Raw genomic sequence first — 25,383 nt, forward strand, 5'->3', positions numbered from 1 at the left:
TCTAACTAACCAGTATTTAAAAGTTAACACAGACTGAAAAAAGCGAAAGCCAATAAGAGATATTCATCATGACATTTGAAACCATAGCCTTCGAAGTCGAGAACAATGTAGCCAAACTAACGCTCAACCGTCCCGACTCGCTCAACAGCTTTACTCAAAAAATGCACGAAGAAGTTCGCAGCGTTCTTACACAAGTTCGCGATGATGCCAGCATTCGTTGCTTGCTGATCACAGGTGCAGGCCGTGGTTTCTGTGCAGGTCAGGACTTAAACGATCGTTCCGTAAAGAGCGACCAGGCCGCGCCTGATTTAGGCGAGTCTGTAGAAAAGAACTACAACCCGCTTATCCGCACCATTTTCGATTTGGAAAAGCCGGTAATCTGTGCCGTTAACGGCGTTGCCGCTGGTGCTGGTGCGAGTATTGCACTTGCCTGCGATATTGTTATTGCCGCTCGTTCAGCCAGCTTTATTCAAGCCTTCTGCAAAATTGGACTGGTTCCCGATTCCGGTGGCACATGGAGCCTGCCTCGCGCCTTGGGTTTACCCCGAGCTAAAGCACTTGCATTGCTAGGCGACAAACTATCGGCAGAGCAAGCTGCGCAATGGGGCATGATTTGGCAATGTGTTGATGACGATAAACTGCAAGAAGAAGCCTTAAAGCTAGCCGCTCACCTGGCTACTCAGCCCACGAAAGGCTTGGCGCGTATCAAGAAATTGCTGAATGAATCCATGTCGAATCCTCTGCACGTGCAACTGGAAGCAGAAAAAGCCGCCATGCGTGAATTGGGTCGCTCTAACGATTACCGGGAAGGGGTTGCTGCGTTTATCGAAAAACGCGCACCTAAATTCCAGGGTAACTAGGGAGAAGCAGTAGTGAATCAACGCCCAACTCCAGAAGCAACAGAGTTAGCGAAACAGTGCGCCGATTTCATGTTCGAAAACGATACCGCCTCAAAAGCCTTGGGGATGGAAATTATCGACGTAGACGAAGGCTATGCTGTTATGACCATGACCATTAGAGAAGACATGCTTAACGGGCATCAAACCTGCCACGGCGGTATGTTGTTCTCTTTGGCGGATTCCGCTTTTGCCTTTGCCTGCAATTCGCAGAACCATGCAGCCGTAGCAGCTAACTGCACCATTGATTTTATCCGCCCTGCCCGCGTTAACGATGTGCTGACAGCCACGGCGAAAGCTCAGCATCAAGGCAAGCGTTCAGGCATTTACCAAATCACTATTACCAATCAGGAAAACAAGCTGGTCGCCTTGTTTAAAGGTAATTCGGCTAGAATTAATCAACCTGTACTTGTTGAAAATTAAATTGTGAGTAACCCATTATGAAAGACGCATTTATCTGTGACGCAATCAGAACCCCTTTCGGCAGGTATGGCGGTACATTGGCAACAGTCAGAGCGGACGACTTAGGTGCCATCCCCATGAAAGCATTGATGGAGCGTAATTCATCGGTAAATTGGGAAAGTATCGACGATGTGTTTTATGGCTGTGCCAATCAGGCAGGAGAAGATAACCGTAACGTTGCCCGTATGAGCAGCTTGTTAGCCGGGCTTCCTACTCATGTTCCGGGTGTCACTCTGAACCGACTTTGTGGTTCAGGTATTGATGCCGTAGGTACTGCTGCTCGTGCAATTAAAAGCGGTGAAATCGAATTAGCCATTGCCGGCGGCGTGGAGTCTATGTCTCGCGCACCGTTTGTTATGGGTAAAGCAGACAGCGCATTTAGCCGTAGCGCAGAAATGTACGACACCACCATCGGCTGGCGCTTTATCAACAAAGCGTTTAAAGCGCAGTTTGGCGTGGACACCATGCCGGAAACAGCAGAGAACGTTGCCGAACAATTTAATATCAGCCGTGAAGATCAGGACAAGTTCGCCCTGCATAGCCAGCAAAAAGCCGCAGATGCGCAAGCAAAAGGCTTATTCGACGACGAGATTGTTCCTGTCACTATCCTGCGTAAAAAACATGAACCCATTATTTTTGATAAAGACGAGCACTTACGCGCGACCTCTTTGGAAGCCCTTGCCAAGTTGGACACGCCATTCAGACAAAATGGCACAGTAACCGCGGGGAATGCTTCAGGTGTGAACGATGGGGCATGCGCTCTACTGGTTGCCTCTGAAGAAGCCATGAAGAAACACCAGCTTACACCGAAAGCCCGTATTGTGGGCATGGCAACCGCAGGATTAGAGCCTCGCATTATGGGTTTTGGCCCAGCACCAGCCACTCGTAAAGTCTTGGAAAAGACTGGGCTTTCATTATCTCAAATGGATGTCATTGAGCTTAACGAAGCCTTCGCAGCACAGGGCTTAGCGGTACTAAGAGACTTAGGTATTGCTGATGACGATCCTCGAGTAAACCCTTACGGCGGAGCCATCGCGCTAGGTCATCCATTAGGTGCAAGCGGAGCGAGATTAATTACCACTGCAGTGTATCAGTTACACCGTAATAATGGTCGCTTTGCTCTGTGTACAATGTGCATTGGAGTCGGTCAGGGGATCGCAATTGTGCTGGAAAGAGCTTAATAACTACGCAAACTTGGAAAAATGTTCTTTAATTGTAAAAAGCGCAATCCATTTTATGATACACAATATTGACATTTGAAAATAATTTTGTATCATATATGTAAAAATAAGATGTAGGTATAATGAGTATGACAGAGCAAGATCTTGAAATTGCTTTTCAGCAGAAAATTGACAGTGAGCAAAAAATTGAGCCTAAAGACTGGATGCCAGCAGGTTATCGTAAAAACCTGATCCGCCAGATGTCTCAACATGCTCATTCAGAAGTGATTGGCGAGCAGCCTGAAGGTAACTGGATCACCAGAGCCCCTTCTCTACGACGTAAAGCCGTCCTTCTTGCCAAAGTACAAGATGAAGCTGGTCACGGTTTGTACTTATATAGTGCCACTGAAACTCTGGGTACAACCCGCGATGAAATGATTGATGCATTACAAACAGGCAAAGCCAAGTATGCATCTATCTTTAACTACCCTACTCAAACCTGGGGTGACATCGGTGCCATTGGCTGGTTGGTTGACGGTGCGGCTATTTGCAATCAGGTTTCGTTGCAACGTACTTCCTATGGGCCATATTCCAGAGCCATGATCCGCATCTGTAAGGAAGAAAGTTTCCATCAACGTCAGGGTTATCAAATTATGTTGGCGTTGGCGAAAGGTTCTCCAGAGCAAAAACAAATGGCTCAGGATTCTCTAAACCGCTTCTATTGGCCTGCATTGATGATGTTTGGCCCTCACGATTCAGAATCCGCGCATTCGGGTCAAAGTATGAAGTGGAAAATCAAACGTGAATCCAACGATGATTTGCGCCAGAAGTTTATCGACCAAACCGTTCCTCAAATTGAGTATCTGGGTCTGGAACATCCTGACAAAGATATCAAATGGAACGAAGAGCGTGGTCATTATGATCATGGCGACATTAATTGGGATGAATTCTACAGCGTGATTAACGGCAACGGTTATTGCAACAGACAACGTATTCAACACCATGTTAAAGCTCATGAAGATGGAGCTTGGGTGCGTGAAGCCATGCAAACCCATAAAGCCAAAAAATCCGTCAAAAGTGCAGCTTAGGAGCCTTAGTAAATGAGTACAGGAAATCAGGAATTATTTGAAGTCTTTGTTCGCTCCAAGCGCGGACTGGATCACAAACATGTAGGTAGCCTCCACGCGGAAGATCACGCTCAGGCATTGGAATATGCCCGCGACTGTTACACCAGACGTAGTGAAGGCGTCAGCATTTGGGTTGTGAAATCCAGCGATATCTGTGCTTCCCAGGAAGATGACAGAGAATCCTTCTTTGATCCGTCTGATGACAAACCCTACCGTCAAGCCACTTATTACCCGCTTCCTAAAGAAGTCGGGAATATGTAGGAGCAAGCAGGATCATGACAGCGGTGCAACAACAAGACATTATTGATTACGCATTACGATTGGGCGATGACTCTCTGGTTTTAGGCCATCGCGTTTCGGAATGGACCAGCAACGGCCCATTTTTGGAAGAAGACATTGCGTTAAGTAATGTCGCTTTGGACTTCATTGGTCGCGCGCGTATGTTCTATACCTACGCAGCAGACTTAATGGGTGAAGGCAAAACCGAAGATGATTTGGCCTACTTGCGTGACGAACGACAATATCAGAACTTCCTGATCAACGAACTGCCCCGTGGTGATTTTGCTTTCACCATCGTTCGCCAGTTATTTGTCGATGTATTTAATTCACATTTTCTGCCTTTACTGTGTCAGTCCAAAGACGAAACACTCGCAGCTATTGCCGCCAAGTCAGAAAAAGAAACCCGTTATCATTTGCGCAGAAGTCGCGATTGGACCATACGTTTAGGTGACGGCACAGAAGAGAGCAAACAACGCATGTTAAATGCTTTGGATGAACTCTGGGGTTATACACCTGAAATGTTTGAACCTGATGCTCTGGAACAACGCTTGGCGGAAGCTGGCATTGGCGTTGACACTGCCAGCATTAAAGATGCCTGGTTACGTGATGTCAGTGCCATTTTGAACCAGGCCACTTTACCAGTTCCTGACGCTGAATGGGCTATCAGAGGGGGTCGCACAGGCTATCACACGGAACATCTCAGCCATTTACTTAGCGTAATGCAAAGTGTTCATCGTGCTTACCCAGGTTGTCAGTGGTAGAGGCTGGTTTTACCCAGCCTCCCTTACTCTTAATCTGAGTTATCTAACTGAGAAATTTATCATGCAACAAATTCCAACCATTACTCCTGAAAAGCGAGCTAAACAGGCTCGTCGACATAATTCCTCATGTCCAGAGTTATGGGATTTGCTGGACGAAGTTAAAGATCCCGAAATCCCGGTGTTATCACTTTGGGATATCGGCATTCTAAAAGACATTGAAAAATCTGAATCTGGTGTGTGTGTCACGATCACCCCCACCTATTCAGGCTGCCCGGCAATGGATGAGATCAAAGAAGATATTGTGGCTCAGTTAAACCAGCACGGTTATGAGCAGGTGCAAGTTAAAACCGTATTGTCTCCATCCTGGACTACCGACGATATGACAGACGAAGGTCAGGATGCATTAAGGGCATATGGTATTGCACCGCCAAAAGATGCGCCTCAGGGCTGCATTAAGAAACAAACACCAATGGCTAATGTGAAGTGCCCGCATTGTGGTTCCACCAATACAGTGCGAATCAGTGAATTCGGTTCTACATCCTGTAAATCCCTATTCAAATGCAATGACTGTCACGAGCCTTTTGACTTTTTTAAAAACATCTAACAGTACGCTTCCAAGGAGTTACTATGTCAGATACACAGTTCTATCCCCTTACAATTCAAAAAGTAGAGCCGGAAACCGACTCTGCGATTTGTGTATCTTTCCAGATTCCGGATCAACATAAAGACACGTTTCGTTTTATCCAAGGGCAATTCCTAACCTTAAAGGCAACCATTAATGGTGAGGAAATACGTCGAGCTTACTCTATCTGCTCGGGCGTAAACGATGACACATTGCGAGTGGCTATCAAGCGCGTTAATGGCGGTAAATTCTCCAACTATGCCAACGACACTTTCAAAGCTGGCGATGTGGTTGAAGTGATGCCACCGCAAGGTGAGTTTAATACTGAGCTTTCTGCCGACAATGAAAAGCGCTACATGTGTATTGCGGTAGGCAGTGGCATTACGCCAATACTGTCCATTGTTAAGTCCATTTTGGATGTAGAGCCTAACAGCGAAGTCACATTGATTTATGGCAACCAGCAAACCTCTTCCATCATGTTTAGAGAAGAGCTGAATTTTCTGAAAAACCAATACCTGACTCGATTCCAGTGGATCAACGTAATGAGTCAGGAAGATCAAGGCAGCGACTTACTCTATGGTCGCATTAATAACAAGCGCGGTTATTTGTTGCAGAAACACAAGCTGATAGATATCAAAAACATGGACGACGTGTTTATTTGTGGCCCTGAATCCATGATGTCAGAAGTTTCGCGTGGTTTCCGCATTGAAGGACTCAGAGAAGACCAGATCCACTATGAGTTGTTCAGTAGCTCGTCAGAAGACGCGCAACAAGCCTTGGCTAAAGCCAAAGAACGCGTGAAAAACTATGGTGAAGACAAGACTAGTAAAATAACCTTGACATCTGACGGTAGAACAATTTCTTTCGAATTGGCAACTGTGGGTGAAAACATCCTGGACGCAGGAATCGACAACGGCATGGTACTGCCTTATTCCTGTAAAGGTGGCGTATGTTCAACCTGCAAAGCCAAGCTGGTCAAGGGCAAGGTAGACATGGACATCACCCATGGTCTGGAGCAGCATGAAATTGATGACGGATACATACTTACCTGCCAGGCACACCCGGTTTCAGACGAAGTAGTGGTAGATTTTGACCAAAGATAAGAGCAAGGGTCGAGATTAATGTGTAATTTCTAGTACAATGCCTATTCCCAATTAATCGTAGGATAGGCAACTAGTGTTAATAAATAAAAAACTGATTCAGTCACTGGCAAATCACATCAAAGAAAATAATGTTAGCTGCACATCCATGACGGTAACAATTTTCGGTGATGTGGTGTCACAACACGGCAGTTGGATTTGGCTAGGCAGCCTCATTGAGTGTATGGAACCTATGGGGTTTAACGACCGTGCTGTGCGCACCTCAGCTTTTCGATTAGTACAAAACGGCTGGTTAGACGTTAAAAAGATTGGGCGCAAAAGCTATTACTGTTTTACCGAATATGCCAAAGCACAGTATGAACGTGTAGCCAGACGTATTTATGCGTCAGAACCACCGGAATGGGATAACCGCTGGTTATTGGTGTTAACCAATTCGGTTCCAGATGACAAACGCGAAGAATTGAAGAAAAGCCTCACCTGGCAGGGTTTCAATATGTTGACCACCAACCTCTATGCACACCCTTCTTCAGATCGACGTTCACTGGATGAGACCCTGATCGAACAAAAACTGAGTCAGGAAGTGGCTGTTTTCACAGCGTCTACCGACGACCCTTACTCTCAGGAAATGATTAAGGGCCTGGTCAATGTTAAGTGGGGCGTGGAAGAATTAGCCAATTTTTATCAGCAGTTTTTAGATTATTTTAGAGAACTACAAGTAAAAACCGACTTGGCAGATTTAACAGAACAAGAATGCTTTATTTTTCGCTCTGTTGTGATCCATAACTATCGACGCATCCAATTACGCGACCCGGATTTACCAGATGAATTATTGCCTAATGGTTGGGTGGGTTATGAAGCACAGGATTTAGTGAAACGATTGTATCGAAGCTTAACCAATCGCTCACTTCACTATATAGAGCGAGAGTTGTTTAACGCGCAAGGAAAACTCCCTGCGGCAAGTTCAAAGTTCTACACACGATTTGGTGGCCTTAGCCAATAAAAGCCATACGACTTATGGTCGTTGCCTAAACCCGGTTAGCCAACTATATCTGTGTAGAGGCTGATGTTTAACGAACCTGAAATATTTCAGGTTCACCAATGTTTAGGAACGACCAATATGGCTCTTTCTCCAGTATCTATTGAGATAAGCGCAAATCTGGCTGTCATCACAGTCGATAACCCTCCGGTCAATGCCCTGTCACAAGCTGTAAGGCAAGGTATTGTCGATTGCATCACCAGTGCAAATAACGACGACAATGTTAAAGCCATCATATTGACCTGTTCAGGTAGCACCTTCATTGCAGGAGCAGATATCAGTGAATTTGGCAAACCGCCATTAGAGCCACACTTACCCGACGTGCTCAAAGTCATTTACACCAGCCCCAAGCCCGTTATTGCGGCAATGTTCGGCACAGTATTAGGTGGCGGATTTGAAACCGCCCTCGCCTGCCACTATCGCATTGCCAAAACCGGCACAAAAGTGGGCTTACCGGAAGTCACGCTAGGTTTAATTCCTGGAGCCGGTGGCACCCAAATGTTGCCACGCGCTGCCGGAGTAGAAACGGCTCTGGATATGATCACATCGGGCAAGCCTCGTAATGTCGAACAGCTCAAAGACACCGGACTACTCGCGGATATCGTCACTGACAAACTGTTAGATGCCGCTAAAATTCTAGCGAATAATGTGCGTAGAGCGGGTCAAATTAACCAGGCAATTCCAGACAAACCCGTACCTCAAGTCGATAATCTCGATGGCTTACTCGACAACTATCGTAAACAGGTGGCTAAACGCGCCAGAGGCCAGCAAGCGCCTCAACTCGCTATTGATTCAATCGAAAATGCCTGCCGTTTAAGCTTTGAAGAAGGCATGAAAAAGGAACGTGAATACTTCCTGCAATGCAGAGCGTCAGAACAATCTGCTGCGCTTCGTCACGCATTCTTTGCTGAGAAAGCAGCAGCCAAATATCGACCAGAAGCCAAAGTATGCGCTTATGATATTGATTCAGTCGCCGTGATTGGCGCTGGCACAATGGGCAGTGGTATCGCCATGTGCTTCGCCGACGCTGGCATTCCCGTCGTCTTATTGGAAGCCTCTGCCGACAGACTGGAATTCGGCCTGACTGCATTAAAAGGCAAATACCAGCAAATGCTGGATAAAAAACGTATTAGCGAAGCGCAAATGCAAAAGTCTCTAGGGCTCGTCAAAGGTAGTTGTGACTATCAGGATTTAGCCACGGTAGATTTAGTGGTAGAAGCCGCTTTTGAGAGCATGGAAGTGAAGAAAGATATCTTCACCAAGTTAGACGCCATCTGCAAACCACAAGCCATTCTGGCTTCCAATACCTCATATCTGAACATTGACGAAATCGCTGCCATGACTAACCGTCCGGAAAACGTTATCGGTATGCACTTTTTCAGCCCCGCCAATGTCATGAAATTACTCGAAGTCGTGCGAGGCGAAAAAAGCAGCGAAAGTGCTATTCTGACGGCAATGAACCTGGGTAAACAGATCCGTAAAATCCCGGTACTGGTAGGCATGTGTTATGGCTTCGTCGGCAACCGCATGTATGCCGCCTATGGCAGAGAAGCGAATATGCTGCTGATTGAAGGCGCATCACCGGAACAGGTAGACAATGCTATGGTCGACTGGGGTATGGCAATGGGGCCTTTGGCGGTAAACGATATGTCAGGTATCGACATTGCCTACAAAGCACGTAAGGAAAATCCTGACTTACCCAAAGATCCACTGTACTTCCGCGCCGCAAATATGATGGTGGAAAGTGGCAGACTAGGTCAGAAAACCCAAGCAGGTTTTTATCTCTACGATGAAAACGGCAAACGTCAGAATGATGATGTGGTTCTGGAAATGTTCACACTTGAGGCTCATGAACAAGGTATTACACGCCGTGCGATAGATGCAGAAGAAATCCAACATCGATTGATATTGGCACTGGTCAACGAAGGGGCAAAGATACTTGAAGAAGGTATTGCTACACAAGCCAGCGATATCGACGCAATCTGGCTAAACGGCTATGGCTTCCCACGTCATAAAGGCGGCCCCATGTTCTTTGCTCACAGTTTTGGCATCAACCGTGTGGTAGAGCTTCTGGAACGCTTTTATCAAGAATCAGGGAAAGAATGGTGGAAACCAGCCGACTCTTTGGTAGAAATGGTAAAACAAGGAAAGAGCTTTTATTAAAGCTGTAATAGAAAGCAAAACAGGAAGGTATACACCATACCTTCCTGCTCAATTCTTCGACTTAATACGGAATTAATATCAGCCTATCAGCGGTTAAATCACCAACGCCTCAACATTGTCATTATGTGACTCAGGGATATTCATCTCAGTCATCATGTCGCGCGCTTTTTCATAATCCCAATTCTTACGAACCGCATTCACTACTACACCAATAACAAATCGAAACGCCACATATTCTGCCGCTTCCGGGATCCACGGAATATCAATTTTCTGATTAGCAATCTTCGCCAAACTGGAAATGATCTTCTTCGCCTCTTCATCATTAATGCCGTGATCCAGGCTACGCGCGAAGTTATAAAACTCATTTGGCAAGTTGTTGTATAAGAAGTTATCAACCTTGGTAATCACCTTAACCAACAGCTTTTGCTCCCCGGTTTCATCAATAAAAGGAATATCGACTTTCTTGTTTAGCCTTTCAGCTAGCTCCAGGATTTGATGAGGTGTTAGCTTATTACGCTGCTCAATAGGCGCGTAATACTCACTCAACATTTTTTTGAATTCTTCATCTGTCATTTCAGAGATTTTAGCCATCATTAAGCTCCTTTATTCAAGTGCTTCAACGATCAGAAATGATTAGACATGAACTGCGATGTCTTGCACTACATCCATTTCGTACTGCGACCATTAAAACTGGTTAAGAGTTAAATTCGTCGTCACTTAAAAGAATCAGGCCGTGCTTATCTTTGGTCATAATTAAGACGGAACACAATCATTCGACCAGAAAAAGACAAACATGCCCTATTCACCGAGGGATATAAAACTACACAGGTAAAAATAGTCACAATCCGGCAAAACACCAAATAAATACGGCTTTTTTCTCAACCTGAATGTAAAGAATTCTGGATAGAATCCAAAACAAATAGAACCCTAAACAAATAGAAATAAAAAGTTAAAAACAGGTTAGCAACCTTCTTTTTCCATTACTTCCAAGCGCTTTTCCAGTTTTTCTACCACGTTAACAAAATCGCGATATTCAGCAGCTGTCAGCGTGTTAATAAGAGAATCTTCCCATTCACGGGCTTTAGGAACGATTTGATGATAGAGGTTTTGTCCCTGCTCAGACAAAGATAGGTAATAAGCACGGTTATCATTTGGGTCTTTTTCTTTTTGCAGCAATCCCTTGTCATCCATCTGCTTTACCGCACGAGACACCTTGGACTTGTCCATAAAGGTAATTTCGCCAATATCCTTGGCATTCATACGCTCATTTTCTGCCAACCGCGCTAAAATACGCCACTCCGGGATGGTTAAACCAAACTCGTCTTCATAGATATGAGCACAGGAATCACTGACCATTTTGGCAAAATTTGCCATACGGTAAGCGATGAAATTATTGAGCACTAAGGCGTGTTTATCAGCCAAGGCTAACTCCTAAAGCGATAGACGGATAACAATCCCAATGGGATTAACAAGAAAAAGAGGCTCCCACTATATAGGAGAGCCCTGATTTTTTAGAAAAGAAATTAATCTTGAAGCTTATCCCACACTTCCTGATCACGTTCTGCCGTCCAGATGCGCGGCCAGTCAATACCATCCATTTCATCCCACAAACGCTGAACGTCGAACGGTAAGCAATGTTCAAAAATAGGCCACATACCAAACTTGGGAGCCAAATGTTCGTGAGTTGCTTCAAACGCTTCTTTCAACGTACCACCACGACGATGCACCTCACCGACTTTGTCGATCATGCCTTGCAGAAAGCCACGGGTTTGTTCAATTGCTGCGTCAACGGCATCACGTCCACGAGCAACCGCGCCACGTCCGCCCACCAGCACTTCAGCTTGGTAAGCTTTAACCTTATCCAGCGTGCCTTGCGACCAGTCAAAGTGGAATGCATCACCTGTGTAAAGTGCCGCAGCGGCTTCAACCAAATCACCGGCAAACAATACTTTTTGTTTGGGAACCCAGGCACAGATATCACCAGCCGTATGACCACGACCACAATATTCCAGTACCAAATCGCCACGATCGCCACCTAGCGGGATCACCAATTGATCGTTAAATACGATATCCGGATGTGTCAGCCCAGGAATACCATCAGGTTCACGGAACAAACGCGGCATACGACCATATTCGCTGGCCCAATCCTGTTCGCCACGCTCGTCAATCAAAACACGAGTTTGCTCATGGGCAATGATAGATTCCGCATTAAAGGCCGATGCCCCTAACACGCGCACAGCGTGGTAATGAGACAACACCAGATATTTGATTGGCTTATCTGTATGTTGACGCAAAATCTCTAACCAATCACTGGCGGCTTTCGGCGTAGCACGCGCTTCAAACGCTACAACGAAATCTTCACCTTCAATGGCGCCGATATTGGGATCGCCTTCCGCAGTCAAGGCATAAACGCCCTCACCGAGTATTTCCAGCGTTTCTTTCTTTTCGCCAAGATCGGCTGACGATGCAAAGGGTTTCTTAGCCATAAAAATAGGTTCCTATTGTCTAACTTCTTACCAAGGATAGCACATAATATACTCTCAAGAGAGATTATCAACAACCAATTACACATTATAAAACTGATGAATCAAGCCTAAATAATGCGAATAATTTATTTCCACCACTAATCAGACCAGAAACAATTAGTTGCAAGTGAAACTATTTATGTGATATTTATTTTTTAAACATGCGCGATCAGCGACTAAGATTTATTCAATGGTAATAGCAACAACACAGGTTAACGCTTATGTATCACCCTTATGTTAATCCGGTTTATGAATATCAACGCAGTCCAGACCAGGATAAACAAAGCGCCACACACCACCCTGTCATTATTATTGGTGCTGGCCCTTGCGGACTCTCAGCCGCAATGGACTTCGCAACACATGGCATACCCTGTGTGATTTTGGATGACAACAACACAGTGAGTGTTGGCTCCAGAGCTATTTGTTTCGCCAAACGCACATTAGAAATTTTCGATCGCTACGGTTGTGCGGATCGCATGGTCGATAAAGGCATCACCTGGAAACAGGGCAAAGTCTTCTTTAAAGATGATCTGGTTTATAAATTCGATTTATTGCCAGAAGAAGACCACAAATACCCGGCGTTTATTAATTTGCAGCAATACTATGTTGAAGAATACATGGTGGATCGCTGCAAAGATTTCCCTGAAATTGATTTACGCTGGCTACACAAAGTCACACATGTGGATTCTCAACCTGATTTAACCACCATTGATGTGGAAACCCAGGATGGCAAATATCAACTAACCTGCGATTATCTCTTGGTTGCCGACGGTGCTAATAGCCCTATTCGCAGCCAGTTAGGGCTGGAAAGCAAAGGTCAGGTATTCCAAGACCGATTCCTCATTGCCGACGTACATATGGAATCAGACTTCCCTAATGAACGCTGGTTCTGGTTCGATCCTCCCTTCCATCCCAATCAATCCGTATTGTTGCATCGTCAAGCTGACAATATCTGGCGTATCGATTTGCAGCTGGGTTGGGATGCCGATCCGGAAGAAGAGAAAAAAGAAGAGAATATTCGTCCTCGTTTGCAAGCCATGCTGGGCAAAGACAAAAAATTCGAGCTGGATTGGGCGAGCGTTTATACCTTCCAATGCCGCAAAATGGACGACTACATTCATAATCGTGTGTTTTTCATCGGTGATGCAGCTCATCAGGTTTCCCCCTTTGGTGCTCGTGGCGCTAACGGCGGCGTGCAATCGGTTGAAAACCTTGTATGGAAAATTCGCTACGTGATGCAAGGTAATGCACCTTATAAGCTAATCAGCACCTACAATGACGAACGTCAGCACGGTGCAGCCGAAAACATTTTGAACTCAACTCGCGCGACTGACTTCATCACACCAAAGAGCCATATCAGCAAAGTATTCCGCGATGAAACGCTGGAATTAGCCAAGAAATTCGATTTCGCTCGCAAACTGGTCAACAGTGGTCGCTTATCCGTGCCATGCAGTTACCCTGATTCCTGTTTAAACAGTGAAAGCTGCGATGCCTTTGAGTCAGATATGGCATCTGGTGTTGTGTGCAAAGACGCCCCCGTTCATGTTGATGGAAACAATACATGGCTTCTGAACCAGTTAGGCATTGACTTTACTTTCATGGTCAACATTGATGTACCGGAATCTGAACAAGCCGCATTGAAAGCTTTGCTGCAATCAGTTGTAGAACTCTCTCCTGCCGTAAATATTGTGATGGCAACGCAAACCACAGCACCCGCGCTGGCTGAACTTGCTAACAATAGCCAAATGATACTGATTCAGGACAGCAAAAATGTGGTTTCACAACGCTATGATCTGTCACCCGGCAGCGCTTATTTGATCCGTCCGGATCAAGTGGTTTGCGCCCGCTGGAAAGCACCTTCACTAGAAAAAGTAAAAGAAGCTTTACAAAGAGCTTTAGGACATTTTGTTGAGGAGTAAAAAGACCATGGCAAGCAAATTAAACACACAACCTAACATGACTGATCCAGATGCTTTCTATGCCGCGTTAACCGAGGCTCACAGGGACTTGGATGACAGTGAAAGTGAACGTTTAAACGCAAGGTTGGTTTTGCTGTTAAGCAACCATATTGGCGACATGTCAGTGCTACAAGAAGCACTCAACATTGCCCGTGATATGGCATCAACCGAATCGAAATGAAATAATACTTAACGATAACTATTTAAATAAATTTTGGTAATACTATGAGCAACTTACCTGAAGTATCCTATATGCAAGGCTTTGGTAACGAACATGAAACCGAAGCGTTACCGGGCGCCCTCCCGGTTGGACAATTCAGTCCGCAAAAATGTCCGTATAATCTCTACGCAGAACAGTTTAGTAGCACGGCCTTTACCGCGCCTCGCGCCAATAATCGCCGCACCTGGATGTATCGCATTCGTCCTTCCATCGCTATGGGCGATTATGTGCCAGTCGATAAGGGCATGATCCGCACAGGCCCCATTACCGAAGCACCTTGCCCGCCTAACGTGATGCGTTGGGACGCATTACCGATTCCTGAAGAGCCGACTGATTTTGTTGAAGGTTTGATTACTGTGGCAGCCAATGGTGATGCCCGTACATTGGCAGGTATCGGTATTCACGTATACACCGCCAATACAGGCATGGGAAACAAGTTCTTCAACAACGCCGACGGCGAAATGCTGTTCGTTCCTCAGCAAGGTGAACTACTGGCTTATACCGAACTGGGCATTTTGCATGTGAAGCCCGGTGAGATCATGGTTATTCCTCGTGGTATCAAGTTCAAAATTGAACTGCCTAATGGCCCTGTTCGTGGTTATATTTGCGAAAACTACGGCGGCGATTTCCACTTACCAGAACGTGGCCCGGTCGGTGCAAACGGCTATGCTAACGACAGAGACTTCCAATACCCTGTTGCCTGGTTTGAAGATGTCGATGGCCAATTCAGCCTGACCACCAAATTCGCTGGAGAATTATTCCAGGCTGAGATGGATCATTCCCCATTAGATGTTGTGGCCTGGACTGGCAACAGTTCTCCATACAAATACGATCTGTCACGCTTTAACGTAATGAATACCGTTAGCTTTGATCATCCGGATCCGTCTATTTTCACCGTATTAACCTCACAAACCAACACTCCGGGCGTAGCCAACTGCGACTTCGTTATCTTCCCACCTCGCTGGATGGTGGCAGAAAACACTTTCCGTCCACCTTGGTATCACCGCAACATCATGAGTGAATTCATGGGCTTGATCGAAGGTGTGTACGATGCCAAAGAGAAAGGGTTTGTACCCGGCGGCATGAGCTTGCATAATTGCATGACGCCACACGGCCCAGAAGCCGATGTATTTGAAAAGGCGAGCAATGTTGATTTAGCACCACAACGCTATGAAAACACCTTGGCCTTTATGTTTGAATCCTGCTATCCGATTGCGCCAACCAAATTTGCACTGGAAACCTCTGCTCGTCAGAAAGACTATTTGCAATGCTGGGGCAATCTGAAGAAATATTTCGATGGCAACCCATAATCCACGGTAAATATTGAATGAGTTTAATTAATGAAACCCATGACGCATCGCTCACCAGTTGGGTGAGCAGTGCCAATGTTGAAAATTGTGATTTCCCGATCCAAAACCTTCCCTTCGCCACTTTTAAGCGCAAAGGCAGCAACGAAGCTCTACGCGGCGGCGTTGCTATTGGCGACCAAATTCTGGATTTGGCTCAAGTAGCCCAATCCGGCTTATTCTCTGGCGAAGTGCAAGATGCCTTGCAGGCTGCGTCAGAAACCACGCTGAACAAATTAATGGGCTTGGGCAGTAAAGCTAACAGCGCATTGCGTTTAGCTCTGTCCAGAGCATTGCGCACGGGTTCAGAGCAGCAAGCCACGCTGGAAAGCTGCCTGGTGGCTCAAGCCGATGCAGAGTACGGTATGCCTTGTACGATTGGTGACTACACCGATTTTTACACCTCAGTCTATCACGCCACTGCGGTCGGTTCTTTGTTCCGCCCAGACAACCCTTTGCTGCCTAACTACAAATGGGTACCGATCGGTTATCACGGTCGCTCTTCTACCATTGGTATTTCCGGGCAAAGCTTCCATCGTCCTCAAGGTCAAACCAAAGCGCCTGACGCAGACGAGCCGTCTTTTGGCCCTTGTAAGCGTTTGGACTACGAACTGGAAATGGGTATTTTCATTGGTAAGGGTAACGAGATGGGACACCCAATCAAGATCACCGACGCCGATGATCATGTATTTGGATTGTGTCTGTTTAACGATTGGTCTGCGCGAGACATTCAAGCTTGGGAATATCAGCCACTGGGGCCATTCCTGGCGAAAAACTTCGCATCGACAATTTCTCCCTGGATTGTCACTACCGAAGCGCTAGCGCCGTATCGTGTTGCGTTTAGTCGCCCAGCGGAAGATCCTCAGCCAATGGAATATCTCAGCTCTTCGTTCAACTCAGAACAAGGCAGCTTTGACGTTCAACTGGAATGCTTACTGGAAACCGAAAAAATGCGTAATGCCGGCGATGATGCTGCATTGCTGTCAAAGTCCAGCTTTAAGCATTCTTATTGGACAGTGGCGCAAATGGTGACACACCACAGTGTTAACGGCTGTGCCATGCAACCGGGCGACTTACTGGGCTCTGGCACTCAATCAGGCCCAGAACACGAAGAAGCCGGTTCATTATTAGAACTGACTCGTGGCGGTAAAGAAGCTATCAGTTTGCCAAATGGCGAAGAGCGTAAGTTCCTGGAAGATGGCGATGCCGTCATTATGCGTGGATATTGTGCCAAAGATGGCTTTGCCCGTATCGGTTTTGGTGAAGTGGTAGGTACAGTGCTTCCCGCACTAAAATAGTTAAGTTATCATCCCTTGTTCAAGCGGGTATATGTTCACATAACCCGCTTTTTTAATATCAGCTCATTCAAATACTAATCATAATGCTTAAGCCTGCCGATACAGGATTCATACCTATTAAAACAAATCCATTCCCATAATCTTTGCTTAAACTTAACCTGTTAGGTATAAGTGTTTATAAGATTAAGAAGAATAACAATAAGAGACCCAAAGATAATTTTGCTAATGTCAGAGATAAGGTCAAAAAATCGATCAACAGTAAGCCCAGACATTGAGCAAAACAATGGTTTGTAACCTATGGACAAACAGATAGCATCAACGTCAAAAGTGCTCGTAATAGATGACCAAACTCTGGCTAAAGGGTACATGAAGTATTCATTGGAAGAACTAGGCTTCGAAGACATTATCTACATAGAACGGGCTCAAGACGCCTTGGTCAAAATTCGCCAAACCCGTTTCGATCTGATTATTTGCTCTTATGATCTGAAAAAAGATTTAGACGGCTACTTTCTCTACGACGAACTCAAAGCCAACCAGGAAATATCTCCCGGCACAGCCTTTGTCTTTATCAGTGCAGACACCAGCGCCGAGTTAATCCATAGCATCGTTGAATTACAACCCGACGACTTTCTCGCCAAGCCCTTTACCGTAGCAGAGATGGACAAACGCCTGACCAAGCTCATGGCAAGAAAGCGCGCATTAAAGAAAATCTATCGCAAAATGGACAAAGGCGATATGCCCGGGGCATTGGAAGAAGTTGAGCAATTTTTAACAACACCTGAAAATTCCCAATATTTTCCTATTGCCTTGAAAACCAAAGGCGAGCTGTTTCTAGCCTGCAATAAAGCGCAGGAAGCGAAAGATTTCTATTCCGCCATTCTCAATGTTCAGAACTTCACCTGGGCACAAGTGGGATTGGTAAAAGCCCTGCTACTTTTAGATGAAGACGAAGAAGCGGAGAAACGCATACTGAGACTCGCCTTTAAGCCAGATTCCCAGCTGCTCGCCTACGACCTGCTGACCATGCTGCAAATCAAAAAAGAAGATTATGAAACGGCGTTGGAAAGTACGGTAATGGCGACTCAGGTGTCCCCAAGAAATATTCGCCGGCATAAACAGGCCGTAGATTTATCACGCATCAATAACGACTATAAAACCCAGTTTGAAGAAGCAAAAAATATCGTAAAGTTCGCTAAAAACTCCATTCACGATAAACCGGAAATTTACCTGAATGTGGCGCGCGCTGGCATTGATTACGCATTAACCACCGACGAAGACGAATCTTTCAAACTGGCACAACAAGCCAGTGATTTTCTGCGTCAATTTGAAGCGTCAGGCAATAAGCAGGAAATAGAAGAGCAGCTGGCTGTTGCCAATGCCCGCTTGATGTATCTGCAAAACGACAAGGAAAATGCGCTGAAAATGATGGAGCAATTCAGCAATAACAACTGGGAAAATGCCGACATGGAAGACTTGCTCGACAAAGCCAAAGCCTTTCATGAATTGGGATTACATCCGCAATCACAAGCCATCATGGACGAGATCGAAAAACGTTGCATGAGCGGTGATGACCAAAGCCAGTTATTCCTGAAATATGTGAAGAAGGAAAAACAACAGCGCATTGATATCAAGGATTCGCCGAGAGATCTGAATAACCATGCGGTTGAATTTTATGAACGTGGAGACTTGGAAAGCGCACTTAAGTCCTTCCGCCAAGCCTTTACCGTTATGCCCAAAAATCCGTCTATTGCCCTTAACTTACTGCAAACCATGGCAATGCGAGCCAGAGAAAAAGGGCTTCCTAAGGGCGCGAAAGAGGTAATTAACAGCTGCATTAAAACCATTGAAGAAGGGCAACTCAACGAAGAGCAGCAACTGCGCTATGAAAAAATCAGGGGCTTTTTGGATTCGTTGGGTTAAAAAAACACCAACATTTAAACGCTATTACCATTAATAATTGATTTAATTTCCTCGACACTAAATGGTATTTTCCGAGTATGAGCAATGCGATGGCAAGTTGGGCATAAAGAAACCAAGTCATTCAAACTGACTTCTCTCACACCTGAATCAGCTACCGGGAATATGTGGTGGCATTCGATAACAAATTTGCCATTATGACTCAACCTGAACCCACAAGCTTGGCAAGTGAAATCATCTCTCTTTTTGCACTCTAAAGCGATATTTCGATTCCGATATAAAAACGTGGTATCTAAATCTATTTCATACCCTTCAATAGCAGCTAGATCATCCAGTTCGTATATAGGTTGAGTAGTTTCATGGTGCTTCTTTCTTTTAGTTGAATCACTTAACGAACAAAATGGATTGCGTTCTAAATGTTCAAAATGAGCTTTCATACGACCACCTGCTTTATGAGCCCTAACAGGTTCACCACACTCCTTACAAATGAACGATAACGTCTTTTTACCAGCTCGGTTTCTTAAAATTAGTGCACTATCTATATCAATAACATTGCCCTCATATTTACACTCTGTAGCAGCAACCATGTTTCCTCCGGATCATCATATTTAATTCATACATTCAGAACAGCATTTACAACCAACAGAAACAGAAATTAGACTCCAATAACTAATTGATAACAATTGACTATTTTGCAGTACAATAACCACAGTTTTTCATGATTCACTTTATTCTCTGGCGTATCTCTCATGCGACATAATCGTTTTCCTGTTGATCCCGATACCGAAATTAACTGGCGTGTTTTAAAAGACCTGTATCCCTATTTACTGGAATTTAAAAGCCGCATTATGCTGGCGCTTATCTGCCTGGTAGCCGCCAAAATCGCGACCATTGGCTTGCCCTTTATTCTCAAACACATTGTCGATGGGCTAAATACCAAAGATGTCGTTTCCCAACTGGTGATCGTTCCTATCGCTTTGATCATCGCTTACGGCGGTTTGCGCTTTGCCAACGTCATGTTAAGTGAGATCCGCGACACCTTATTTGGACGAGTAACCGAACGTGCTATGCGCAGAATCGGCTTAAAAGTGTTCGAACACCTTCACAGCCTGGATTTGGATTTTCACCTGAACCGCCAAACAGGTGGTTTGTCTCGTGATATGGAGCGCGGTACAAATGGCGTCAGTTTCTTAATGCGCTTTATGATTTTTAATATTGTGCCTACGCTGTTTGAAGTGGTTGCAGTGGTTGGCGTGTTGTTCTACCAATACGGCTTTGGATTCGCCACCATCATATTGTCAGCGGTTGTTGCCTATGTATTGTTCTCCATGAAAGCAACGGACTGGCGCACACGCTATGTCAGGGAAATGAATCAGGCTGATTCATCGTCAAACTCCCGCGCTATAGACAGTTTGCTCAACTATGAAACCGTTAAATACTTCAATAACGAGCAATATGAAGCTAACCGTTATGATGTCGATCTGGAAAGTTGGGAAACCGCTCGACGCAAAAACCGCTTATCGTTATTCGCATTAAATGGCGGGCAAGCCTTTATCATAGCCACTGCAATGACAGCCATGTTGGCGTTTGCCGGATACGGCGTACAAAGTGGCGACATGACCATTGGTGATTTTGTATTAATTAACGCCATCACTATGCAGATTTTCATGCCGCTTAACTTCCTTGGATTTGTTTATCGCGAGATCCGCAGTTCACTTGCCAATATCGAGAACATGTTCAACCTGCTCAAGAAAGAACCTCAGATCAAGGATGCTGAAAATGCAACTGAACTATCCATCAAAGACGGCGCGATTCGCTTTGAACATGTCGCGTTTCACTATCATGAAGACCGCCCTATCCTGCAAAACGTGTCTTTCGATATCAAACCCGGTCAGAAGGTCGCGGTGGTAGGCGAAAGCGGCGCAGGCAAATCGACTCTGGTTAAACTATTATTCCGCTTCTACGACGTAACAGACGGCGCAATTACCATTGATGGGCAAGATATCCGTAAGGTCAGCCAAAGCTCATTACGCAAAGTTATCGGCATAGTGCCGCAAGATACCGTTTTGTTTAACGATACCTTGCTGGAAAACATTCGCTATGGACGCCCCGACGCCAGCGACGAAGAGGTACAGCAAGCAATACGTATGGCGCATTTGGAGCAGTTTATTGAAAAACTGCCACAAGGCACAGAAACCAAAGTCGGCGAGCGAGGTTTGAAGCTTTCTGGCGGAGAAAAACAACGCGTTGCCATCGCCAGAACCATATTAAAACGTCCGCCTATTATGTTATTTGATGAAGCCACCTCATCTTTGGATAGCCAATCAGAACAAGCCATTTTGCATGCTCTAAAAGAAATTGCTCAAGGCCATACCAGTCTGGTGATTGCCCATAGGCTTTCCACCATTATTGATGCTGATAATATTATCGTGATGGACAAAGGGCGCGTCGCCGAGCAAGGCAATCATCAAAGCTTACTGCAAAAAGACGGTCTATATGCCAAGCTTTGGCAAGCTCAGCAACATTCTCGTGAAATTGATATTGAAAAAGGGACTGACATCCATTCCCCCATGTAATGGATAGCTTAACAGTTATGAATTAAGCTCCATAAATGCGCATCCAAGTGCCAATGAAAGAAAATTTCAAAAAATAAAGGATTGAGCAGCGCTATCACTAATCCTCATACACACACAATAATTCCTTCATGGAAATATTGTGTTCAGAGGGGTATCCAAAAGCGTTGTTAATGTATTTCACACCATCAATCGTGACGTGACGATTCACATGGCTGTGACCATACACATGAATATCAGGATCCAGTCTACGCACTTGTTCTTCCAGCATATTGCTACCCAAGGCAGGGTAAACAAAGCGGTAGTTCTGTGGAATATAAGGGGGCATTAAATCGATACGGGGAAGAAAGTGCGAAAAGCTGATAACCGTCTCGTTTTTAACATCCAGATAAGGCTCATTCCGCTCAATGAAAAACTGGGTGATGTCTTCTTGCCCCAGCTCGTCGGGCCAACGGCATAAGCGGAAATCCATCCAGGTATCCAATAACATCTTGGAAGGTTCAGCAAAAGAAAAGTCATACCAGCCTAACAAGGGAACAATGGACACTCCCCCATCATGATACGGTTCCATTAAAACACCGGTTTCTTCCGCGACTTCACAAATATCATAATACTTCTGGAATGAGTGTTCAGTTTTGTCTCTAACAACCCACAACTCGTGGTTACCAGGCACAAATAACACCTTTTTGAATTTTTGCTGCAACGATTGAAAACTTTCACGCAGCATACCTAGATTTTCGGTTAGATCCCCGGCCAGAATTAAAACGTCGTCCACATATTCTTCTGCGGAGAGGTTAAGTAACCATTCCCGGTTTTCTTTGTAATCAATGTGAACATCAGATACAACAAAAACTCTCATAATCCCGCTTGCTTTTATCTAAATTAATCCGTACTAACCAGAGGTAAAATCCCAACGCCAGTAGCCTGTTTTAACCTGCCTACAAGCGGATATTTGCGTAAGATTTTTGTCACCAAGACCGACACTATATATAAGGAAAACCTTAAGTCAATTGTAAGTAATCCCGCATTTTTTCTATGGAATTTAAATTTTTACCAAATTGGTTTATCACTTCCACATGAGTGGAATCAGAATTTAATGGTAGCAAGTATTTTACAAAAGTTGCCAAAGAACCACTTGGACCAACGTCAACAAAGGTAAAATTACCTCTACCTAACATGTTTGTGACCGTTTCAGAAAATTCTATGGGGTAACGGATTAAATCCCACAAATACTCAGGTGTCACTTCGTCAATTTGCCCTTTCGTAAAACAGGAAAAGGTAGGAATATTGACATTTCCCGGATACAACCCCTTCACCATTTGCATAAATCTATCCTTTAGGGGATCCATAATTTCTGTATGGAAACCATAGTTCACAGGCAAACGCTGACAAATTACCTTTCTATCCAACATGGCTTGATTAACCCGGCGAATATCCGCATCCAGTCCACTCACAACAAAATTCTTATTGAAATTACGTGCTGTTACCCAGGTGTTGACAAACAATTCCGGCTCTTGTTTCACAAGATCTTCCGACTCAATAATCGCTAACATGCCAGAATAAGGGCTCTCGGCTTGCAGCAAGTGTGCATAATCCACCAAAAACTGTAAGGCATCTTCCAATTCAATCGCGCCAGATATTACCGCTGCAGTAAATTCACCCAAGCTATAACCCAACAGATAATCCGGTTGTAAGCCCATCTCCATGAGCATACGAGCCAAGCTGAACTCGATACATAGCAAAGCGGGGTTGGTATGCAAAATATTGTCAAAAGCCTGTGTACGGTCTTCCTGCTTGTAGACAATATCCATCAGGGATTCACCCAACATTGGCTCTACGATTTCATCGCAGTGATCCATCCACAATTGGAAGCGAGGGTGATTTTCATAGAGTTCTTTGCCCATATGAAAATACTGTGAACCCTGGCCAGAAAACATAAAGACAACTGGTTTTTGCATGTAAAAAATCCATCGAGGCTATTAGTATAACTATCCAACAATTATCAATATAAGCACCATAAGAAGCGCTATAACTGTCTGAAAATAAACCTGAACGCTTGCCGATGCATCAGCCCACAAGCAGGTTGTGAGACTATAAGATACAACTCGAATTATGCGGGACAGGAAAGGCGATTATTTACTTGTTGAATAGCACATTCAGTAAATAAACAATCGGATTTCCAGTCTAAAGGAAGGAGCAGAACGAACCACTTGTTGTGATCCGTTCTGCCAAATGAGATTACTTCTTCACTTCAAAAGCGTGGAACAAGTGGTTACCAACACCGTATACACCGAAGTTGTTGTAACCTGAGCCCCAGTAAACCACACCGTCAACAATAGATGGGTGAGAGCTTACAGAACCGCCACTTGCGTAGCTCCACAGGATTTTGCCGGTTTTCGCATCCAGAGCGAACATGTTAGGGCCTTCAGCCGCCATGCCACCACCGAATACAACACCGTTTGCAACCGCAGTAGAACCTTGAATGAAGTTCTCTTTACCCGGTGCAGAAGTGTTCCACAAAATCTTACCACTGCCCGCGTCTAGCGCTACGAAGATACCGTTGGTGTCTTCACCATAGGTTTCGTTGGTGTAAATGCGCTCACCATCAGTTGAAGAACCGAACTGAGAACCACCCAGGATACCACCAGCAATCGTACCTTCTGGACCTTGAGGGCCATCACCAGTGTAAGTGCTCCACAATACTTTTCCGCTGTCGCGATCTAGTGCCCAGAAGAAACCGCTCTTCTGACCTGCGCCAACAAAGTCTTGTTTCTTGCCATTCAATTCAGCAGTCCAGACCATAGGTGCTTGACCAAAATCAAAGTCAGGGCCTTCAGGATCAGGGCAAGCTTCGTTTTTAGGCATAGCAAGGAAGCCACAACCGATAGTCCAGGCATCATAACCTTGCAACTTCACGCCCCAGTTTACTTTACCTGAATCCAGGTCAAGAGAAACGATAGCGTCTACGAAGTTCTGAGGATGATCATGCTTCTCCATACAATCGCCGATGGCTTTTTTGTCTTCACCCGCTTTACGCAAGCAAGCTTTTAACGCTTCAGGCGTGTTGTAGTTTTGACCAGTTGCGATGTACAAAGAGTTGCGCTTCTCGTCTACAGAGAACGAGCTACCCCATACAGAGTTACCAGAGAACCATTCTTCTGGCTTGCCCGGAGGGGGTGGAGCCATGTAGGTTTTCCAAACCACTTTACCGGTTTTCGCGTCCAGCGCGACAACACTGCCACGGAAAGAACAGCAAGGATAGCTAGGATCGCCGCCCATACCTACTTCAAATGAAGAGATACCAACGTATACACGATCACCTTTTACAATAGGAGAACCTGTGATCATGGCAACCATATGGTCGTCCAACAACTCAGATTTCCACTTCAGGGCACCGTCTTTTTGATTAACAGCGAACATGGTAGGCGTCATACGGCTACCAACGAAGATCATGTCACCACCAACTGCTGGGCTGCTACGTGAATAATCACCTTCAACACCAGAATATTCAGTGATTTTCTTAACCCAGATTGCTTTACCTGTTTCCTTGTTCAAGGCATACAGATTACCGGCAGAGTCAGGAATAAACAGTTGGTTACCAGAAATGGTAGGCGTTGCAATGGTTCCACAGTTGGCTTTTTCACAATCGTTATATTGATTGAAATCGAAAATCCACTTGGGAGCCAGTTTACCAACAGACTCAGGGGAGATGATTGTCTCCTCTTTAGCATGTTTGGCATTGGTCAGGTCATTCCCCCAAACCGTCCACTCAGCGGCAGCAGCCGTGGTTGCAGCGGTAAGAGCGAACGAAGTCAAAACCAGTTTACGAAAAAGTCTCTTCATAATTTCGTCCTAAGATTCATAGTTTCTGAATTCGTTATTTGCCAATCTCAGTTCGCTATCCACCCGCTCTTCATCTCAGAGATACGGATAGCGCCCT

General features: G+C 45.1%; 23 protein-coding genes. 16 read left to right on the forward strand and 7 right to left on the reverse strand.

Features of this window, described 5'->3' with window-relative positions; genetic code table 11:
• Positions 1-68 precede the first annotated feature (68 nt).
• The 10 genes from paaG to KIH87_RS11990 all read left to right on the forward strand — a co-directional run bounded on the left by paaG (position 69) and on the right by KIH87_RS11990 (position 9,606).
• Positions 69-860, forward strand: coding sequence for a 2-(1,2-epoxy-1,2-dihydrophenyl)acetyl-CoA isomerase PaaG (gene paaG, locus KIH87_RS11945; RefSeq protein WP_232358093.1), 792 nt, complete (start codon positions 69-71; stop codon positions 858-860).
• A gap of 12 nt (positions 861-872) precedes the next feature.
• The gene (gene paaI / locus KIH87_RS11950) at positions 873-1,319 is read left to right on the forward strand and encodes a hydroxyphenylacetyl-CoA thioesterase PaaI (protein WP_232358094.1); all 447 of its coding nucleotides are present in this window, start codon (positions 873-875) and stop codon (positions 1,317-1,319) included.
• Positions 1,320-1,336: 17 nt separating this feature from the next.
• Complete coding sequence (pcaF, locus tag KIH87_RS11955) at positions 1,337-2,539, forward strand: 3-oxoadipyl-CoA thiolase (RefSeq protein ID WP_232358095.1); 1,203 nt, start codon at positions 1,337-1,339, stop codon at positions 2,537-2,539.
• 128 nt (positions 2,540-2,667) lie between these two features.
• A complete protein-coding gene (gene paaA / locus KIH87_RS11960) occupies positions 2,668-3,606 on the forward strand; it encodes a 1,2-phenylacetyl-CoA epoxidase subunit PaaA (protein ID WP_232358096.1) in 939 nt (312 codons plus the stop codon).
• Positions 3,607-3,618: 12 nt separating this feature from the next.
• Entirely contained in the window at positions 3,619-3,906 is a 288-nt protein-coding gene (gene paaB, locus KIH87_RS11965; RefSeq protein ID WP_232358097.1) for a 1,2-phenylacetyl-CoA epoxidase subunit PaaB, read from the forward strand.
• Between the two features lie 14 nt (positions 3,907-3,920).
• Positions 3,921-4,685, forward strand: coding sequence for a 1,2-phenylacetyl-CoA epoxidase subunit PaaC (gene paaC / locus KIH87_RS11970; protein WP_232358098.1), 765 nt, complete (start codon positions 3,921-3,923; stop codon positions 4,683-4,685).
• 61 nt (positions 4,686-4,746) lie between these two features.
• Positions 4,747-5,289: a 1,2-phenylacetyl-CoA epoxidase subunit PaaD gene (gene paaD / locus KIH87_RS11975; RefSeq protein WP_232358099.1), complete on the forward strand. Its 543-nt coding sequence runs from the start codon at positions 4,747-4,749 to the stop codon at positions 5,287-5,289.
• Between the two features lie 23 nt (positions 5,290-5,312).
• Positions 5,313-6,410 carry a 1,2-phenylacetyl-CoA epoxidase subunit PaaE gene (paaE, locus tag KIH87_RS11980; RefSeq protein ID WP_232358100.1) on the forward strand — a complete coding sequence of 366 codons (1,098 nt, stop codon included), beginning with the start codon at positions 5,313-5,315 and terminating at the stop codon, positions 6,408-6,410.
• 145 nt (positions 6,411-6,555) lie between these two features.
• Positions 6,556-7,407, forward strand: coding sequence for a phenylacetic acid degradation operon negative regulatory protein PaaX (gene paaX / locus KIH87_RS11985; RefSeq protein ID WP_232358101.1), 852 nt, complete (start codon positions 6,556-6,558; stop codon positions 7,405-7,407).
• A 117-nt stretch (positions 7,408-7,524) separates the two neighbouring features.
• On the forward strand, positions 7,525-9,606 hold the full coding sequence (locus tag KIH87_RS11990; RefSeq protein WP_232358102.1) for a 3-hydroxyacyl-CoA dehydrogenase NAD-binding domain-containing protein: 2,082 nt from the start codon (positions 7,525-7,527) through the stop codon (positions 9,604-9,606).
• Between the two features lie 93 nt (positions 9,607-9,699).
• Here KIH87_RS11990 and KIH87_RS11995 read toward each other — a convergent pair whose 3' ends face one another.
• The 3 genes from KIH87_RS11995 to KIH87_RS12005 form a co-directional block, all read right to left on the reverse strand.
• Positions 9,700-10,200: a hypothetical protein gene (locus KIH87_RS11995; RefSeq protein WP_232358103.1), complete on the reverse strand. Its 501-nt coding sequence runs from the start codon at positions 10,198-10,200 to the stop codon at positions 9,700-9,702.
• A 366-nt stretch (positions 10,201-10,566) separates the two neighbouring features.
• Positions 10,567-11,028, reverse strand: coding sequence for a MarR family winged helix-turn-helix transcriptional regulator (locus KIH87_RS12000; protein WP_232358104.1), 462 nt, complete (start codon positions 11,026-11,028; stop codon positions 10,567-10,569).
• A gap of 101 nt (positions 11,029-11,129) precedes the next feature.
• A complete protein-coding gene (locus KIH87_RS12005) occupies positions 11,130-12,092 on the reverse strand; it encodes an MBL fold metallo-hydrolase (protein WP_232358105.1) in 963 nt (320 codons plus the stop codon).
• 260 nt (positions 12,093-12,352) lie between these two features.
• Between KIH87_RS12005 and KIH87_RS12010 the strand changes: the two genes are divergently transcribed.
• The 5 genes from KIH87_RS12010 to KIH87_RS12030 all read left to right on the forward strand — a co-directional run bounded on the left by KIH87_RS12010 (position 12,353) and on the right by KIH87_RS12030 (position 18,873).
• On the forward strand, positions 12,353-14,050 hold the full coding sequence (locus KIH87_RS12010) for an FAD-dependent oxidoreductase (protein WP_232358106.1): 1,698 nt from the start codon (positions 12,353-12,355) through the stop codon (positions 14,048-14,050).
• A gap of 7 nt (positions 14,051-14,057) precedes the next feature.
• Positions 14,058-14,270, forward strand: a complete 213-nt coding sequence (locus KIH87_RS12015) for a DUF2783 domain-containing protein (protein ID WP_232358107.1) — start codon at positions 14,058-14,060, stop codon at positions 14,268-14,270.
• A gap of 44 nt (positions 14,271-14,314) precedes the next feature.
• Positions 14,315-15,619, forward strand: a complete 1,305-nt coding sequence (gene hmgA / locus KIH87_RS12020) for a homogentisate 1,2-dioxygenase (RefSeq protein ID WP_232358108.1) — start codon at positions 14,315-14,317, stop codon at positions 15,617-15,619.
• Positions 15,620-15,636: 17 nt separating this feature from the next.
• Positions 15,637-16,953: a fumarylacetoacetase gene (gene fahA, locus KIH87_RS12025; RefSeq protein WP_232358109.1), complete on the forward strand. Its 1,317-nt coding sequence runs from the start codon at positions 15,637-15,639 to the stop codon at positions 16,951-16,953.
• 297 nt (positions 16,954-17,250) lie between these two features.
• Complete coding sequence (locus KIH87_RS12030) at positions 17,251-18,873, forward strand: response regulator (protein WP_232358110.1); 1,623 nt, start codon at positions 17,251-17,253, stop codon at positions 18,871-18,873.
• 14 nt (positions 18,874-18,887) lie between these two features.
• Here the strand turns inward: KIH87_RS12030 and KIH87_RS12035 are convergent, their stop codons facing one another.
• Complete coding sequence (locus tag KIH87_RS12035) at positions 18,888-19,457, reverse strand: HNH endonuclease (RefSeq protein ID WP_232358111.1); 570 nt, start codon at positions 19,455-19,457, stop codon at positions 18,888-18,890.
• A 162-nt stretch (positions 19,458-19,619) separates the two neighbouring features.
• Between KIH87_RS12035 and KIH87_RS12040 the strand changes: the two genes are divergently transcribed.
• Positions 19,620-21,446, forward strand: a complete 1,827-nt coding sequence (locus tag KIH87_RS12040) for an ABCB family ABC transporter ATP-binding protein/permease (protein ID WP_232358112.1) — start codon at positions 19,620-19,622, stop codon at positions 21,444-21,446.
• A 97-nt stretch (positions 21,447-21,543) separates the two neighbouring features.
• Here the strand turns inward: KIH87_RS12040 and KIH87_RS12045 are convergent, their stop codons facing one another.
• The 3 genes from KIH87_RS12045 to KIH87_RS12055 form a co-directional block, all read right to left on the reverse strand.
• Positions 21,544-22,302 carry a metallophosphoesterase family protein gene (locus KIH87_RS12045; protein WP_232358113.1) on the reverse strand — a complete coding sequence of 253 codons (759 nt, stop codon included), beginning with the start codon at positions 22,300-22,302 and terminating at the stop codon, positions 21,544-21,546.
• A gap of 142 nt (positions 22,303-22,444) precedes the next feature.
• Positions 22,445-23,401 carry an acyltransferase domain-containing protein gene (locus tag KIH87_RS12050; RefSeq protein ID WP_232358114.1) on the reverse strand — a complete coding sequence of 319 codons (957 nt, stop codon included), beginning with the start codon at positions 23,399-23,401 and terminating at the stop codon, positions 22,445-22,447.
• A 280-nt stretch (positions 23,402-23,681) separates the two neighbouring features.
• Positions 23,682-25,286 carry an outer membrane protein assembly factor BamB family protein gene (locus KIH87_RS12055; protein ID WP_232358115.1) on the reverse strand — a complete coding sequence of 535 codons (1,605 nt, stop codon included), beginning with the start codon at positions 25,284-25,286 and terminating at the stop codon, positions 23,682-23,684.
• Positions 25,287-25,383: the final 97 nt, after the last annotated feature.

Origin of the sequence: Paraneptunicella aestuarii, from assembly GCF_019900845.1 — a bacterium.
In the GTDB taxonomy this organism is placed as follows: Bacteria; Pseudomonadota; Gammaproteobacteria; order Enterobacterales; family Alteromonadaceae; genus Paraneptunicella; species Paraneptunicella aestuarii.

Excerpts from the sequence above, each read along its gene's own strand:
- paaG (WP_232358093.1), top strand. The coding sequence starts at position 69 with ATGACATTTGAAACCATAGCCTTCGAAGTCGAGAACAATGTAGCCAAA.
- pcaF (WP_232358095.1), top strand. The coding sequence starts at position 1,337 with ATGAAAGACGCATTTATCTGTGACGCAATCAGAACCCCTTTCGGCAGG.
- paaA (WP_232358096.1), top strand. The coding sequence starts at position 2,668 with ATGACAGAGCAAGATCTTGAAATTGCTTTTCAGCAGAAAATTGACAGT.
- paaB (WP_232358097.1), top strand. The coding sequence starts at position 3,619 with ATGAGTACAGGAAATCAGGAATTATTTGAAGTCTTTGTTCGCTCCAAG.
- paaC (WP_232358098.1), top strand. The coding sequence starts at position 3,921 with ATGACAGCGGTGCAACAACAAGACATTATTGATTACGCATTACGATTG.
- paaD (WP_232358099.1), top strand. The coding sequence starts at position 4,747 with ATGCAACAAATTCCAACCATTACTCCTGAAAAGCGAGCTAAACAGGCT.
- paaE (WP_232358100.1), top strand. The coding sequence starts at position 5,313 with ATGTCAGATACACAGTTCTATCCCCTTACAATTCAAAAAGTAGAGCCG.
- paaX (WP_232358101.1), top strand. The coding sequence starts at position 6,556 with ATGACGGTAACAATTTTCGGTGATGTGGTGTCACAACACGGCAGTTGG.
- KIH87_RS11990 (WP_232358102.1), top strand. The coding sequence starts at position 7,525 with ATGGCTCTTTCTCCAGTATCTATTGAGATAAGCGCAAATCTGGCTGTC.
- KIH87_RS11995 (WP_232358103.1), bottom strand. The coding sequence starts at position 10,200 with ATGATGGCTAAAATCTCTGAAATGACAGATGAAGAATTCAAAAAAATG.
- KIH87_RS12005 (WP_232358105.1), bottom strand. The coding sequence starts at position 12,092 with ATGGCTAAGAAACCCTTTGCATCGTCAGCCGATCTTGGCGAAAAGAAA.
- KIH87_RS12010 (WP_232358106.1), top strand. The coding sequence starts at position 12,353 with ATGTATCACCCTTATGTTAATCCGGTTTATGAATATCAACGCAGTCCA.
- KIH87_RS12015 (WP_232358107.1), top strand. The coding sequence starts at position 14,058 with ATGGCAAGCAAATTAAACACACAACCTAACATGACTGATCCAGATGCT.
- hmgA (WP_232358108.1), top strand. The coding sequence starts at position 14,315 with ATGAGCAACTTACCTGAAGTATCCTATATGCAAGGCTTTGGTAACGAA.
- fahA (WP_232358109.1), top strand. The coding sequence starts at position 15,637 with ATGAGTTTAATTAATGAAACCCATGACGCATCGCTCACCAGTTGGGTG.
- KIH87_RS12030 (WP_232358110.1), top strand. The coding sequence starts at position 17,251 with ATGGACAAACAGATAGCATCAACGTCAAAAGTGCTCGTAATAGATGAC.
- KIH87_RS12035 (WP_232358111.1), bottom strand. The coding sequence starts at position 19,457 with ATGGTTGCTGCTACAGAGTGTAAATATGAGGGCAATGTTATTGATATA.
- KIH87_RS12040 (WP_232358112.1), top strand. The coding sequence starts at position 19,620 with ATGCGACATAATCGTTTTCCTGTTGATCCCGATACCGAAATTAACTGG.
- KIH87_RS12045 (WP_232358113.1), bottom strand. The coding sequence starts at position 22,302 with ATGAGAGTTTTTGTTGTATCTGATGTTCACATTGATTACAAAGAAAAC.
- KIH87_RS12050 (WP_232358114.1), bottom strand. The coding sequence starts at position 23,401 with ATGCAAAAACCAGTTGTCTTTATGTTTTCTGGCCAGGGTTCACAGTAT.
- KIH87_RS12055 (WP_232358115.1), bottom strand. The coding sequence starts at position 25,286 with ATGAAGAGACTTTTTCGTAAACTGGTTTTGACTTCGTTCGCTCTTACC.